The organism is Kitasatospora sp. NPDC059146 (assembly GCF_042786665.1).
In the GTDB taxonomy this organism is placed as follows: Bacteria; Actinomycetota; Actinomycetes; order Streptomycetales; family Streptomycetaceae; genus Kitasatospora.
This window is the reverse complement of the sequence record NZ_JBHZCY010000187.1, coordinates 1-12,987: the sequence shown is the minus strand read 5'-3', so window position 1 is coordinate 12,987 and position 12,987 is coordinate 1. Positions and strand designations below refer to the sequence as shown.

The 12,987-nt window shown below is 74.2% G+C and carries 17 protein-coding genes; 15 read left to right on the top strand and 2 right to left on the bottom strand.

The window, feature by feature from the left end:
• Positions 1-100: 100 nt before the first annotated feature.
• Positions 101-739: a TIGR03085 family metal-binding protein gene (locus ACFXPX_RS41265; protein WP_380644910.1), complete on the bottom strand. Its 639-nt coding sequence runs from the start codon at positions 737-739 to the stop codon at positions 101-103.
• 48 nt (positions 740-787) lie between these two features.
• Positions 788-1,366 (bottom strand): hypothetical protein, encoded by a 579-nt coding sequence (locus tag ACFXPX_RS41260; protein WP_380644909.1) that lies wholly within the window; start codon positions 1,364-1,366, stop codon positions 788-790.
• Between the two features lie 133 nt (positions 1,367-1,499).
• Here ACFXPX_RS41260 and hisI point away from each other — a divergent pair, with 133 nt between their 5' ends.
• The 15 genes from hisI to ACFXPX_RS41185 all read left to right on the top strand — a co-directional run bounded on the left by hisI (position 1,500) and on the right by ACFXPX_RS41185 (position 12,901).
• Positions 1,500-1,871: a phosphoribosyl-AMP cyclohydrolase gene (gene hisI / locus ACFXPX_RS41255; protein ID WP_380594985.1), complete on the top strand. Its 372-nt coding sequence runs from the start codon at positions 1,500-1,502 to the stop codon at positions 1,869-1,871.
• Positions 1,872-1,919: 48 nt separating this feature from the next.
• Positions 1,920-3,440, top strand: coding sequence for an anthranilate synthase component I (locus ACFXPX_RS41250; protein WP_380644908.1), 1,521 nt, complete (start codon positions 1,920-1,922; stop codon positions 3,438-3,440).
• Between the two features lie 19 nt (positions 3,441-3,459).
• Positions 3,460-3,966, top strand: a complete 507-nt coding sequence (locus ACFXPX_RS41245) for a Uma2 family endonuclease (RefSeq protein WP_380644907.1) — start codon at positions 3,460-3,462, stop codon at positions 3,964-3,966.
• Complete coding sequence (locus ACFXPX_RS41240; protein WP_375893348.1) at positions 3,963-4,568, top strand: TIGR02234 family membrane protein; 606 nt, start codon at positions 3,963-3,965, stop codon at positions 4,566-4,568. Before ACFXPX_RS41245 ends, ACFXPX_RS41240 begins: the two co-directional genes overlap by 4 nt.
• A gap of 170 nt (positions 4,569-4,738) precedes the next feature.
• Positions 4,739-5,014 carry an HGxxPAAW family protein gene (locus ACFXPX_RS41235; RefSeq protein ID WP_375893350.1) on the top strand — a complete coding sequence of 92 codons (276 nt, stop codon included), beginning with the start codon at positions 4,739-4,741 and terminating at the stop codon, positions 5,012-5,014.
• Between the two features lie 86 nt (positions 5,015-5,100).
• Positions 5,101-5,541 (top strand): DUF2752 domain-containing protein, encoded by a 441-nt coding sequence (locus ACFXPX_RS41230; RefSeq protein ID WP_380527013.1) that lies wholly within the window; start codon positions 5,101-5,103, stop codon positions 5,539-5,541.
• 226 nt (positions 5,542-5,767) lie between these two features.
• Entirely contained in the window at positions 5,768-6,574 is an 807-nt protein-coding gene (gene trpC, locus ACFXPX_RS41225; protein ID WP_375893352.1) for an indole-3-glycerol phosphate synthase TrpC, read from the top strand.
• A gap of 10 nt (positions 6,575-6,584) precedes the next feature.
• On the top strand, positions 6,585-6,734 hold the full coding sequence (gene trpM, locus ACFXPX_RS41220; protein ID WP_375893354.1) for a tryptophan biosynthesis modulator TrpM: 150 nt from the start codon (positions 6,585-6,587) through the stop codon (positions 6,732-6,734).
• A 50-nt stretch (positions 6,735-6,784) separates the two neighbouring features.
• Complete coding sequence (gene trpB / locus ACFXPX_RS41215) at positions 6,785-8,053, top strand: tryptophan synthase subunit beta (RefSeq protein ID WP_375893356.1); 1,269 nt, start codon at positions 6,785-6,787, stop codon at positions 8,051-8,053.
• 2 nt (positions 8,054-8,055) lie between these two features.
• Positions 8,056-8,865, top strand: coding sequence for a tryptophan synthase subunit alpha (gene trpA, locus ACFXPX_RS41210; RefSeq protein WP_380594991.1), 810 nt, complete (start codon positions 8,056-8,058; stop codon positions 8,863-8,865).
• A 209-nt stretch (positions 8,866-9,074) separates the two neighbouring features.
• Positions 9,075-9,320 (top strand): hypothetical protein, encoded by a 246-nt coding sequence (locus ACFXPX_RS41205; RefSeq protein WP_380398152.1) that lies wholly within the window; start codon positions 9,075-9,077, stop codon positions 9,318-9,320.
• A gap of 128 nt (positions 9,321-9,448) precedes the next feature.
• Positions 9,449-9,958: a MauE/DoxX family redox-associated membrane protein gene (locus tag ACFXPX_RS41200; RefSeq protein ID WP_375893362.1), complete on the top strand. Its 510-nt coding sequence runs from the start codon at positions 9,449-9,451 to the stop codon at positions 9,956-9,958.
• A 62-nt stretch (positions 9,959-10,020) separates the two neighbouring features.
• Positions 10,021-10,884, top strand: coding sequence for a DsbA family protein (locus ACFXPX_RS41195; protein WP_375893364.1), 864 nt, complete (start codon positions 10,021-10,023; stop codon positions 10,882-10,884).
• A gap of 118 nt (positions 10,885-11,002) precedes the next feature.
• Complete coding sequence (gene lgt, locus ACFXPX_RS41190) at positions 11,003-12,025, top strand: prolipoprotein diacylglyceryl transferase (RefSeq protein ID WP_380644906.1); 1,023 nt, start codon at positions 11,003-11,005, stop codon at positions 12,023-12,025.
• A gap of 138 nt (positions 12,026-12,163) precedes the next feature.
• Positions 12,164-12,901: a VIT1/CCC1 transporter family protein gene (locus tag ACFXPX_RS41185; RefSeq protein WP_375893368.1), complete on the top strand. Its 738-nt coding sequence runs from the start codon at positions 12,164-12,166 to the stop codon at positions 12,899-12,901.
• Positions 12,902-12,987 lie beyond the last annotated feature (86 nt).

The following is a 12,987-nucleotide window of genomic DNA, read 5'->3' as shown; positions in this document are numbered from 1 at the left end:
GGGCGCCCTCCTCCGCCTTGCGAGGCACGCACCCCACCGCCCCCCCGCCCGCCCTGCGGGCGGACGACGGGAGTTCGAAGACGGACCCTGGGCCCGCCTTCTACGGGAGCGGCAGGACGTGCCGGAGCGCCTCGACGGCGTCCCCGTCACCGTCCACGGCGAGCTCGGTGCGGGCCCCGCGGCCGTAGACGAACAGGACCAGCTCACCCGGTTCGCCGGTGATCCGGACCACCTGGGCGCCGGCCGGACCGACCGTCAGCGACTGCCCGTCCGGGCGGGTCAGCGCGAGCCGCACGGGGGAACGGCGGCCCGCCTCGAACCGCGCGATCATCGGCAGCCGCCGCCACAGGGCCTCGGCCCGGCCGGGCGGGACGGGCCGCACCGCCCGGTCGTCGCCCGCCCGGGCGACGTCCTCGGCGTGCACGAAGTACTCCACGGTGTTCGCCACCTCGTCCGCACCGGGCAGCGCGAACAGCGAGAACACCGGCGGCCCGGCCCGGAACAACCGCACCAGCTCCTCGTACGGGCGCTGCGCGTACCCGTCCTGCACCCGCTGGGTGTGACCGGCCAGGGCGCCGACCCGGATCCCCGCCGCCGCATCGGCCCGGCGTTCCCGGACCACCAGATGCGCGGCCAGGTCCCGGGTACTCCACCCGGCACACAGCGTGGGCGCGTCCGGCCCGGCGGCGGCGAGCAGTTCGGCGAGGCGGTGGCGCTCGGCGAGCGCGTGGTTCGACATGCCGCCAGCCTAGGGCGTGTCCTGTGCGGGCCGGGGCCTTCCCGCTGTCTACGGGTGGAGCGGGGCGGTGAGTTTGGGGCTGCCCTGTTTGTTGCCGGCGGTGAGGGTGCAGGTGTAGTCGCGCCAGCCGTCCTTGTAGTTGGCCAGGGCGGGGCCGAACTGGCGGGGGTAGTAGGTCCGGCCGGGGGGTTGGCGGGATTCGGCGGTGGTCTCGGCGGTCTTGCAGCCGTCGCGCATGGCGAGGGCGAGAGGGATCTCGCCGGTGAGGCCGTCGGGGAGCTGGAGGTTCGCGATGACCTCGCCGTCGTGGTCGCCGGCGCAGGGGCGTTGTTCGGCCTTGGTGATGACGGGGCTGAGCTGGGGGTGGTCGAAGCAGGTGCCCACCGGGAACCAGGCGTACGGGGGTTGCGGCTTGGTGGGGGTGGGGGTCGGCGTCGGGGTGGGGGTGGGGGTCGGGGTGGCCGAGGGCGGGGGCGGGGCGGCGGCGGGCTTCGGGGCGTCCTCGGGCCAGAGCAGCACGGTGGCCACCACCGCGAGCAGTACGGCCAGGACGGCGGCGACGGTGATCACCAGGCTCCGGGGCGGACGGGTGGCGGCGGCTTCGGGCGGCTGCTGCTCGGAGGTCATGGCCCCGAGGATGGACCACCGGGGCCGCCCCCGGCAGGCGGTTGGCGGAACTGACCCCGAACGGGACGCCCGCGAACGGTTCACCGCCCGGACGGAGCGGTTCGCGGCCCGGAGGGGCTGACACAATGGCCCCATGTCCACCACACCCGCCGCCCCCGGCTCCACCGCGCTCGACCCCGTGATCGCCGCCCGCCTCAAGCGCACCGAGGACGGCCTGGTCCCGGCCGTCGCGCAGCAGTACGACACCGGCGAGGTGCTGATGCTGGGCTGGATGGACGACGAGGCGCTGCACCGCACGCTCACCACCGGCCGCTGCACCTACTGGAGCCGCAGCCGCAACGAGTACTGGGTGAAGGGCGACACCTCCGGTCACGTCCAGGCGGTCAAGTCGGTGGCCCTGGACTGCGACGGCGACACCCTGCTGGTGAAGGTCGACCAGAGCGGCGCGGCCTGCCACACCGGCGACCGGACCTGCTTCGACGCCGACGTCCTCCCGCTCTCCTGACCCACCCCGACCACAGCCGACTCCAGAATCCAGAAGGTGCCGCCCCGCATGGACCTCGAAGCCTTCCGCAAGCTCGCCGTCGACACCCGGGTCATCCCCGTCACCCGCAGGCTCCTCGCGGACGGCCTCACCCCGATCGGCCTGTACCGCAGCCTCGCCGAGGAGCGGCCCGGCACCTTCCTGCTGGAGTCCGCCGAGCAGGGCAACTGGTCGCGCTACTCCTTCGTGGGCGTGCACAGCGCCGCCGCGCTGACCGTCGACCCCGACGGCGGCGCCCGCTGGCTGGGCACCCCGCCGGTCGGCATCCCGACCGGTGGCGACCCGCTGGAGGTGCTGCGGGCCGCCCTGGAGGCGCTGCACACCCCGCGGCGCGCCGACGACGGCCTGCCGCCGCTGACCGGCGGCCTGGTCGGCTACCTCGGGTACGACGTCGTCCGCCGCCTGGAGAAGCTGCCGGACCTGAACCCGGACGACCTCGGGCTCCCCGAGCTGACCATGCTGCTGGCCACCGACCTCGCGGTGCTCGACCACTCCGACGGCACGGTGCTGCTGATCGCCAACGCCGTCAACCACAACGACCTGGCGAGCGGCGTGGACGAGGCGTACGCGGACGCGGTGGCGCGCCTGGACGCGATGGAGGCCGGCCTGTTGAAGTCGGTCGACCCGGGCCTGGCGACCTTCACCCCGGCCGGCCCGGGGGAGGTGCACTCGCCGTTCGGCGGGGCGCCGTACCGGGCCGCGGTGGAGGAGGTCAAGGAGCGGATCCGGGCCGGCGAGGCCTTCCAGGTGGTGCCCTCGCAGCGCTTCGAGGCGCCCTGCCCGGCCTCCGCCCTGGACGTCTACCGCGTGCTGCGCACCACCAACCCGAGCCCGTACATGTACCTGTTCCGCTTCCCCGGCCCGGACGGCGGCGCCGAGGGCGGCTTCGACGTGGTCGGCTCCAGCCCGGAGGCGCTGGTCAAGGTCACCGAGGGGGAGGCGATGCTGCACCCGATCGCCGGCACCCGGCACCGCGGCGCGACCCCGCACGAGGACGCGGCGCTGGCCGCCGAGCTGCTCGCCGACCCCAAGGAGCGGGCCGAGCACCTGATGCTGGTCGACCTGGGCCGCAACGACCTGGGGCGGGTCTGCGAGCCGGGCAGCGTCGAGGTGGTCGACTTCATGCAGATCGAGCGCTACAGCCACGTGATGCACATCGTCTCGACGGTGACCGGCAAGGTCGCCCCCGGGCGCAGCGCCTTCGACGTGCTGACGGCCTGCTTCCCGGCGGGCACCCTGTCCGGCGCGCCCAAGCCGCGAGCGATGCGGATCATCGAGGAGCTGGAGCCCACCCGCCGCGGCCTGTACGGCGGCTGCGTCGGCTACCTGGACTTCGCCGGGGACTCCGACACCGCGATCGCGATCCGCACCGCGGTGCTGCGCGACGGCACCGCGTACGTGCAGGCGGGCGCCGGCGTGGTCGCCGACTCGGACCCGCACGGCGAGGACACCGAGTGCCGCAACAAGGCGGCCGCCGTGCTGCGGGCCGTCGCCACCGCCAATACGCTGCGGAGGCCGGAACTGTCCTGAGGCGTGAGGAGGCGGCCGGATGCCCGAGCTGCCGTACGACGAGCTGCCGTACGACGAGCTGCGCTGGGAGGCCGTGTTCGGCACGGCCGTCCAGATCCGGGGCGAACTCGGGGGCCGGGGACGGGTGTTGTCCAGCGTCCTGATCGACTTCCCGGCCGCGCACGGCCCGCTCGCCCCGGACCTGGTGGTCCTCGCCGCAGGCGCCGTCCACAACGCCCGGGGCCGGTACGCGGCCGCCGCGGCCGAGGTGGTGCTGGAGGTGGCCCACCCCGGCCGCGACCACGCCTGGGCGCGGGCCTGCGCGGAGAGCGGCGTGCCGCTGTACGTGGTGGTCGACCCGGCGGCCGCCGCCTGCACCGTGCACACCGCGCCGTCCCCCGGCGGGGTGTACCGGGAGGCCGAACGGGTGCCCTTCGGCAACGACCTGTTCCTGCCGCTGGGCGGGCGCACGGTGGTGCTGCGCACGGACGAGTTCCCCACCCCGGGTACGGCGCGGGGCGTGGCCCGGGGGATAGTGGACGGGTGACCGCTGCAGACCAGACCCCCGCCCCCGCCGCTCCCGCCCCCTCCGGGGCAGGCCGCCGCACGCTCGGCGTGATGCTGCTGCTGACCGTGCTGAGCGCCGTGCTGGTGCTGACCGCGGCCGGGCGGACCTGGGCCGAGGGCCGGGCCGGCACCCTGGACGTGTCCGTCACCGGCGGCAAGATCTCCGAACTGCCCGGCGGGCTGGCCCTGGTGGGCCTGGCCGCGGCCGTCGCGGTGTTCGCGGTGCGCGGCGCGGGCCGGCTCGCGGTCGGCGCGCTGACCCTGCTGGCCGGGCTGGGCGCGGCCGCCGCCTCGGTGGCCGGGGCCTCGGACACCGCCGCGCTGGACAGCGCCGCCTCCGGCAAGCTGGCGCTGGCCGGCTCCACCGCCACCGAGGTGTCGCACACCGGCTGGCCCTGGGTCGCGCTGGCCGGCGGACTGCTGCTCGCCGTGGCCGGGCTGATCACCCTGCGCCACGGCCGCGGCTGGCCGGCCATGGGCAGCCGCTACGAGGCGCCGACCCGCAAGGCCCCGGCGAAGGCCGACACCCCCGGTGACCTGTGGAAGGCCCTGGACCGCGGCGAGGACCCGACCGCCGGGTAGCGTCCACCGCCGTGCGGCGCCGGCCGTGGTGCGGCGCCCGCCGTGGTGTGACGCGATAGACGGGCCACCCGCTTTGGGGGGCCGGTGTGTGGCCCGGCACAATGGGAACCGTCAACCCGCCGGCGGCCCCGCAGGCCCGGCCGGGCCCCGAGAGCCTAGGAGCACCATCGATGTCAGCAGCAGCACACGGCCACAACCCCGCCGCCTGGACCGGCGTCGTCATCTCCTTCGTCGGCTTCGGCATCGCGGGCGTCGCGATGATCCTGCCGTCGCCGCTGCTCGTCTGGGCCGGTCTGGCGGTCGTCCTGGTGGGCGGCATCGTCGGCAAGGCCATGTCGATGGCCGGCATGGGCAAGCAGGCCAGCACCAACGTCTACAAGTCGGTCGCGGAGCAGCACGCCGCCCGCCGGGCGGCCGTCGAGGCCCGCGAGGCCGTCGCCGCCTGACCAGCGGGTATTCGCACAACCGAACGGCGGGCGCGCCACGCCCGCCGTTTCGTTCCGTCCGGGCCCGGCGCGGGCACAATCGGGGCGTGAACGCCGCCCCCACCACCCCCGCCCCGCCGCCCGTGCTGCGCCGGACGGTCCCGCCGCTGGCCGCGCTGGCGGCGGTGGCCGTTCCCGCCGGGTACGTCGCGGCGGTGGACCCGAACGCCCCCGGGCACTACCCCGACTGCCCCTTCCTGGCCGCGACCGGCTGGTGGTGCCCCGGCTGCGGGGGCCTGCGCTGCGTCCACGCGCTGGCCCACGGGGACCTGACCGGCGCGCTGCACGACAACGCGGTGGCCGTCCTGCTGTTCACGGTGCTGGCACTGCTCTGGCTGCGCTGGGCCTGGGCGGCGCTGACCGGCGGGCCGCCGGTGCGGGTCTCGGTGGGAGGTCGGCGCTGGGCGCTGATCGGCCTGCTGGTGCTGGTGTTCGCGGTGGTGCGGAACCTGCCGGTGGGCGCCGGGCTGGCGCCGCCGGTGGTCTGAGCCAGGCCCGGCGGGCCGGCGCCGACCCGGGGCCGGCCCGGCCCCGGCCGGTGGAGAGCCGGTGAAGCCGCAGCTGAGAGCCGTACCGGGGAGTGTCCCGTTCCGCGAGACGCGGGCCGGGCGGATGCGCTGTGCGCACCCGGGTGCCGATACCATCGAAGGGCCGACGGGCTCCTGCCCGTCCGGCTCGCGCTGGCGAACCAGCAGAAATGATGGGGGCTCCTGAGTGAGTGTGCTCGACTCGATCATCGAAGGGGTCCGCGAGGACCTCGCCGAGCGGCAGGCCCGGGTCTCCCTGGACGAGCTCAAGGCGCTCGCGGCCAAGGCCCCGGAGGCCAAGGACGGCGTCGCCGCCCTCAAGGGCGACGGGATCCGGGTGATCTGCGAGGTCAAGCGCTCCAGCCCGTCCAAGGGCGCGTTGGCCTCGATCGCCGACCCGGCGGCCCTGGCCCGCGACTACGCGGCCGGCGGTGCCGCGGCGATCAGCGTGCTGACCGAGCAGCGCCGCTTCGGCGGGTCGCTCGCCGACCTGGACGCCGTCCGCGCCGAGGTGGACACCCCGCTGCTGCGCAAGGACTTCATCGTCACCGCCTACCAGCTGTGGGAGGCCCGCGCCCACGGCGCCGACCTCGCGCTGCTGATCGTCGCCGCCCTCGACCAGCCGGCCCTGGTGTCGCTGATCGAGCGCGCCGAGTCGATCGGCCTCACCCCGCTGGTCGAGGTGCACGACGAGGAGGAGATCAGGCGCGCGGTGGACGCCGGGGCGCGGATCATCGGCGTCAACGCCCGCAACCTGAAGACCCTCGAAGTGGACCGCAACACCTTCGAGAACGTCGCCCACGCCATTCCGGACGGCATCGTCAAGATCGCCGAGTCCGGTGTGCGCGGCCCGCTGGACGTGATCAGCTACGCCAACCTGGGCGCCGACGCGGTGCTGGTCGGCGAGTCCCTGGTGACCGGCAAGGACCCGCGGGCCGCGGTCGCCGACCTGGTCGCGGCCGGTGCCCACCCCGCCGTCCGGCACAAGGACTGACACCGCCCCGATGAAGATCGCCACCCGACTCGCCCCCGGCTGCCGCCCGCGCGGCTGCCGCGCGCCCGCACGCCGGGTGCTGGGGCGTCGGGTGCGGTACGTGATCGGGTGCGAGCCCGGTCAGGTACCCGGACGGCGATGGCGCACGACGCGCGGCTGAACCAGCCGAACCAGACGTCACCGTCATCCATCTCCGTCAAGGGAAACCACATGTCCGAGAAGGACTACCTGCCCGGCGCCCAGGTGCCGGACGCCCGCGGCTACTTCGGCGCGTACGGCGGCCGCTTCATCCCCGAGGCGCTGGTCGCCGCGGTCGAGCAGGTCGCCGAGGAGTACGAGAAGGCCAAGACCGACCCGGCCTTCACCGCCGAGCTGGACGGGCTGCTCAAGGACTACACCGGGCGCCCGAGCCCGCTGACCGACGTGCACCGCTTCTCCGCCGAGGCGGGCGGCGCGCGGATCCTGCTCAAGCGCGAGGACCTCAACCACACCGGCTCGCACAAGATCAACAACGTGCTGGGCCAGGCCCTGCTCACCCGGCGGATGGGCAAGACCCGGATCATCGCCGAGACCGGCGCCGGCCAGCACGGGGTGGCCACCGCCACCGCCTGCGCCCTGTTCGGCTTCGACTGCACCATCTACATGGGCGAGGTCGACACCGAGCGCCAGGCGCTCAACGTCGCCCGGATGCGGATGCTCGGGGCCGAGGTCGTCGCCGTCAAGTCCGGCTCGCGGACGCTCAAGGACGCCATCAACGAGGCCTTCCGCGACTGGGTCGCCAACGTCGACTCCACCCACTACCTGTTCGGGACGGTCGCCGGGCCGCACCCCTTCCCGATGATGGTCCGCGACTTCCACCGGGTCATCGGCGTCGAGGCGCGCCAGCAGGTGCTGGACCGGACCGGGCGGCTGCCCGACGCGGTCGTGGCCTGCGTCGGCGGCGGCTCCAACGCGATGGGCATCTTCCACGAGTTCATCCCGGACGCCGGCGTGCGGCTGATCGGCTGCGAGGCGGCCGGCGAGGGCGCCGACACCCCCCGCCACGCGGCCACCCTGACCAAGGGCGACCCCGGCGTGCTGCACGGCTCCCGGACGTACGTCCTCCAGGACGAGGACGGGCAGACCATCGAGTCGCACTCCATCTCGGCCGGGCTGGACTACCCCGGCGTCGGGCCGGAGCACGCCTGGCTCAAGGACACCGGGCGGGCCGAGTACCGGCCGGTCACCGACGACGCGGCGATGCAGGCGCTGCGGCTGCTCTCCCGCACCGAGGGGATCATCCCGGCCATCGAGAGCGCCCACGCGCTGGCCGGCGCGCTGGAGCTGGGCCGCGAACTCGGACCGGAGGCGACCATCCTGGTCTCGCTCTCCGGGCGCGGCGACAAGGACATGCACACCGCGGCCCAGTACTTCGGGCTCTACGACGCGCCGGCCGGTTCCGGCGATGCGGCCGGCGGCGCGGCCGAGGGGGGTAAGTGATCATGGCTTCGAAGCTGAGCACCGTGCTGGCGGCGGCCAAGGCCGAGGGCCGGGCCGCGCTGATCGGGTACCTCCCGGCCGGGTTCCCCACGGTCGACGGCGGGATCCGGGCGGTCGACGCGCTGATCGAGGGCGGCTGCGACGTCGTCGAGATCGGACTGCCGCACTCCGACCCGGTCCTGGACGGGGCCGTGATCCAGACCGCGGACGACATCGCGCTGCGGGGCGGGGTGCGGATCAAGGACGTGCTGCGGACCGTCCAGGAGGCGGCCGCCGCCCACCCGGGGACGGCGGTGCTGGTGATGACCTACTGGAACCCGGTCGACCGGTACGGGGTGGCGCGCTTCGCGGCCGACCTGGCCGCCGCGGGCGGGGCGGGGTGCATCCTGCCGGACCTCCCGGTGGAGGAGTCCGAGGAGTGGCGCAAGGCGGCGGACGAGCACGGGCTGGACACCGTGTTCGTGGTCGCGCCGAGCAGCAAGGACGCGCGGCTGGCGGAGGTCACGGCGGCCGGGAGCGGCTTCGTCTACGCGGCCGCCGTCATGGGGGTGACCGGGACGCGGTCGGCGGTGGGCTCGCTGGCCGAGGACCTGGTCGCCCGGACCCGGGCCACCACCGACCTGCCGGTCTGCGTCGGGCTCGGCGTCTCCGACGCCGTGCAGGCGGCCGAGGTCGCCCGGTTCGCGGACGGGGTGATCGTCGGCTCCGCGTTCGTGAAGCGGATCCTGGAGGCCGGTGCGGACGAGGCCGCCGGACTGGCCGCGGTCCGCGCGCTGGCCGGGGAGCTGGCGCAGGGCGTGCGCAGGCGCTGACCCGCGGCAGCAGTCGTCGGCCGGCGGCCCGTTCCCCCTCCGGGGGGAGCGGGCCGCCGGCTTTTCCGTCGGCGTCAGCGGCGCGGCGGCCCCGAACGGGTGAAGAGCGCGGGCGACACGCATCAGGCGGGGTTGACCGGCGTTGAGTGGAGGGACGAGTGCACGAACCACGTCTACGGGGGTGGCCGGGCTAGCGAAGGGGTGAGCGGGTGGCTGGGCTTCATCGGGCCGTGCTGCTGCGGGCAGCGGCGGCCGCGCTGGCTCTGGGGGCCGCGGTCGGCGCGCACACCGAGGTGGGGCAGGCCCTGGCCAAGCGGGGGGCGGAGCGGGCCGAGCGGGAGGCGGTGGCCTGTGCGGAGGCGGCGCGCTGGGACGCGGCGGAGCGGGCCGCGCGGGGGCGGCACGAGGGGCGGCCGGAGCTGTTCGACCCGGGGCGGATGCAGGGGTGCCGGTGACGTAGGGGTGTTCGAGGGAATCGGACGGAACGTCACTCGTCCGGCTTAATTCGTGAATCCGGAGGAACCGGTCTTCATCCCTTACGGTTCGTCAGGAAGTGAACGAGTTTCCCGAGGGGGGTTCCCTGATGGCGGGGCCGGCAGTGCAGTCCGGTGGCTCCGCGCCCGCGCCGCGGCGGGTGCCGGTCCGGAGCGAGTGGATCGGTACGGCCGCGCGGCTCGGCCTGGCCGTGGTCTGGGGGTGGGCCGGGCTGGCGAAGATCGCCGACCCGGCGGAGGCGGCCCAGGCGGTGCGGGCGTACGAGATCCTGCCCGAGGGCCTGGTCAAACCGATCGGCTACGGGCTGCCCTTCCTGGAGCTGGCGCTCGCCCTGCTGCTGGTGATCGGCCTCGGCGTCCGCCTGGTCGCCGGGGTGTCGGCGCTGCTGCTGCTCGCCTTCATCGCCGGGATCGCCTCGGCCTGGGCGCGCGGGATCTCGATCGACTGCGGCTGCTTCGGCGGCGGAGGGCACGTCGACGCCTCGCAGACCGAGTACCTGCAGGAGATCCTCCGCGACACCGGCTTCCTGCTGCTGGCCGGGTTCCTGCTGTGGCGGCCCCGCACCCGGCTCTCGGCCGACGGCTGGCTGGCGAGCTGACCCGTCCGGCCATTCCCATCCCCGCACCCGACGAAGGCCCCCAGACCGTGGATGTCAAGGCAATGAGCGAGAAGAACCGAGAAGGCAAGCGCACCGCCCGCGAGCGGATGCTGGAGCAGCGGGCGGCCGAGGAGGCCGGCTCGCGGCGCAGGAAGAAGCTGGTCGTCGGCGGAGCGGTGCTCGTGGTGATCGCCGCCGCGGTCGTCACCGGCGTGCTGGTGCAGAACCAGCGCTCCAAGCCGGAGACCCCGACCGCCGCCCCGGCCGGGACGATCGGTGACAAGAACCTGGTCATCCCGGTCGGTGCGAGCAACGCGCCGTCGGTGCTCACCGTGTACGAGGACCCGCGCTGCCCGGCCTGCGGGATCTTCGAGCGCGAGTTCTCGGCGACCATCGACCAGCTCGAGGACGCCGGGAAGATCTACACCAACGCCCACGTGGTGTCGTTCATCGACCGCGCGGTGCCGGGCAAGGGCTCGAAGAACGGGGCCAACGCGCTGGCCTGTGCCCAGGACGCCGGGCACTTCCGGGACTACCACGACGTGCTCTACCGCAACCAGCCGGACGAGACCAACGACGCCTTCGGGAACAAGGCGGTGCTGCTCAACCTGGCGAAGCAGGTGGGGGGGCTGGACACGCCGGAGTTCCAGGCCTGCGTCAACGACAACAAGTACGGCGGATGGGTGTCGGCGGTGCAGCAGGACTTCGACAAGTCCAGCTACAAGTCCACCCCGACGGTGCTGCTCAACGGCCAGCCGATCTACCCGAAGAACGGCAACGAGGAGATCACCCCGGCGAACCTGGTGAAGTGGGTGGACGCCGCCAACCAGGGCAAGCAGCTCGGGACGGCGGGCACGAACGGTCAGACCCCGGCGCCCACCGCCGCCGCCTCGGAGGCCAACAACCCCTCGCCGTCGGCCGGCTGAGCGCGTCCGGCCGCCGCCCCCTCCCGATGCGGGAGGGGGCGGCGGCGTTCGTTGTTCGGTATCTGTGACCCCGGGGGTGTCGGATGGGGCCGCCGGACCCTGTAGCGTCGGAACTGCCATGGATATCGCCTACATTCCCAGCCCGTCGCGGGGGGTCCTGTACCTCGGACCGATCCCGCTGCGCGCCTACGCCTTCTGCATCATCCTCGGGGTCGTCGCGGCCGTCTGGCTCGGCAGCAAGCGCTGGGTCGCCCGGGGCGGTGCCAAGCACACCGTCGGTGACATCGCCGTGTGGGCCGTGCCCTTCGGCCTCGTCGGCGGCCGGCTGTACCACGTGATCACCGACCACCAGCTCTACTTCGGCGAGGGGAAGAACCCCTGGAACGCCTTCAAGATCTGGGAGGGCGGCCTCGGCATCTGGGGCGCGGTCGCGCTCGGCGCGGTCGGCGCCTGGATCGGCTGCCGCCGCCGGGGCGTGCCGCTGCCCGCCTACGCCGACGCCATCGCGCCGGGCATCGTGCTCGCCCAGGCGATGGGCCGCTGGGGCAACTACTTCAACCAGGAGCTGTACGGGCGGGCCACCACGCTGCCGTGGGGCCTGGAGATCCACAAGACGCTGCCCGACGGCGAGGTCGTGAACGGGGTCTTCCACCCGACCTTCCTGTACGAGTCGATCTGGGACGTGGCCGTCGCGCTGCTGGTGATCTGGGCGGACCGGCGCTGGCGGCTGGGCCACGGCCGGGCCTTCGCGCTGTACGTCGCCGCGTACACGGTGGGCCGCTTCTGGACCGAGTGGCTGCGGATCGACGAGGCGCACGTCTACTTCGGCCTGCGGCTGAACGACTGGACCTCGATCGTGGTGTTCATCGGCGCCGTCGTGTACTTCGTGGTCGTCGGGAAGAAGCGGCCCGGCCGGGAGGACCCGGCGAGCATCGACCCGGCGGCGCACGCCGAGGCCCAGGAGAAGGACGCGGCCCAGGAGGAGGACGCGGCGCCGAAGAAGGCGGAGGCGGCCGTTCCGAAGCCGAGCGAGACGGTGGACGGGGAGAAGCCGTCTCGACTGCTGGACGAAAAGGCGGCGGCCGAACCGGCCGACGAGGGCGCCGAGAAGGCCGGCAAGGACGCCACGAACCCGATCTGACCAGGGACTTCCCCGCAACTGAGGCCACCCTTGCGAAGGGTGGCCTCAGTGCTGTTCGGACAGCCTTACTTTGCTGGAAATGCGCAGGTCAACGGGGCTACGGTCAGGTCGACGAACGAAAGACGGAGGGGAAGTACCGTGACTGCGAGCACCCTGGAAGCCGAGCCCGCCCAGCACCCGCGGATACCCGCGGCCGACCACCACCGGGACGTCAACGGCGGCTGGCTGCGGCCCGCGGTGTTCGGGGCGGTGGACGGCCTGGTGTCGAACTTCGCGCTGATGACCGGTGTGGTCGGCGGCGCGGCCTCCAGCAGCACGGTGATCCTCACCGGCCTGGCGGGCCTGGCGGCCGGCGCCTGCTCGATGGCGGCGGGGGAGTACACCTCGGTGGCCTCCCAGCGGGAGCTGGTGCAGGCCGAGATCGAGGCCGAGCGGCTGGAGCTGAGCCGCAACCCGCACGGCGAGCTGGCTGAGCTGGCGCAGGTGTACGTCTCGCGCGGGGTGGACCCGGAGCTCGCCCACGAGGTGGCCCGGCAGCTGTCCCGGGACCCGGAGCTGGCGCTGGAGGTGCACGCCCGGGAGGAGCTGGGGATCGACCCCAACGACCTGCCCTCCCCGCTGGTCGCGGCCGGCTCGTCCTTCCTGTGCTTCGCGCTGGGCGCGCTGCTGCCGCTGCTGCCGTACCTGCTGGGGGCGACCACGCTGCTGCCGGCGATGCTCCTGGCGGGGCTGGGGCTGTTCCTGTGCGGCGCGGTGGTGGCCCGGGTGACGGCGCGCAGCTGGTGGTTCAGCGGGCTGCGGCAGCTGGTGCTGGGCGGGGCCGCGGCCGGGGTGACGTACCTGCTGGGGTGGCTGATCGGCGGGCACGTCGGCTAGGGCCTGTCCGGCGGATCTTGGCAGATCAGCGCGCGGCGTTGGGCGCCCGGCTGGGCGTGCGCCCGAGTCGGCCTCGTACTGGACGT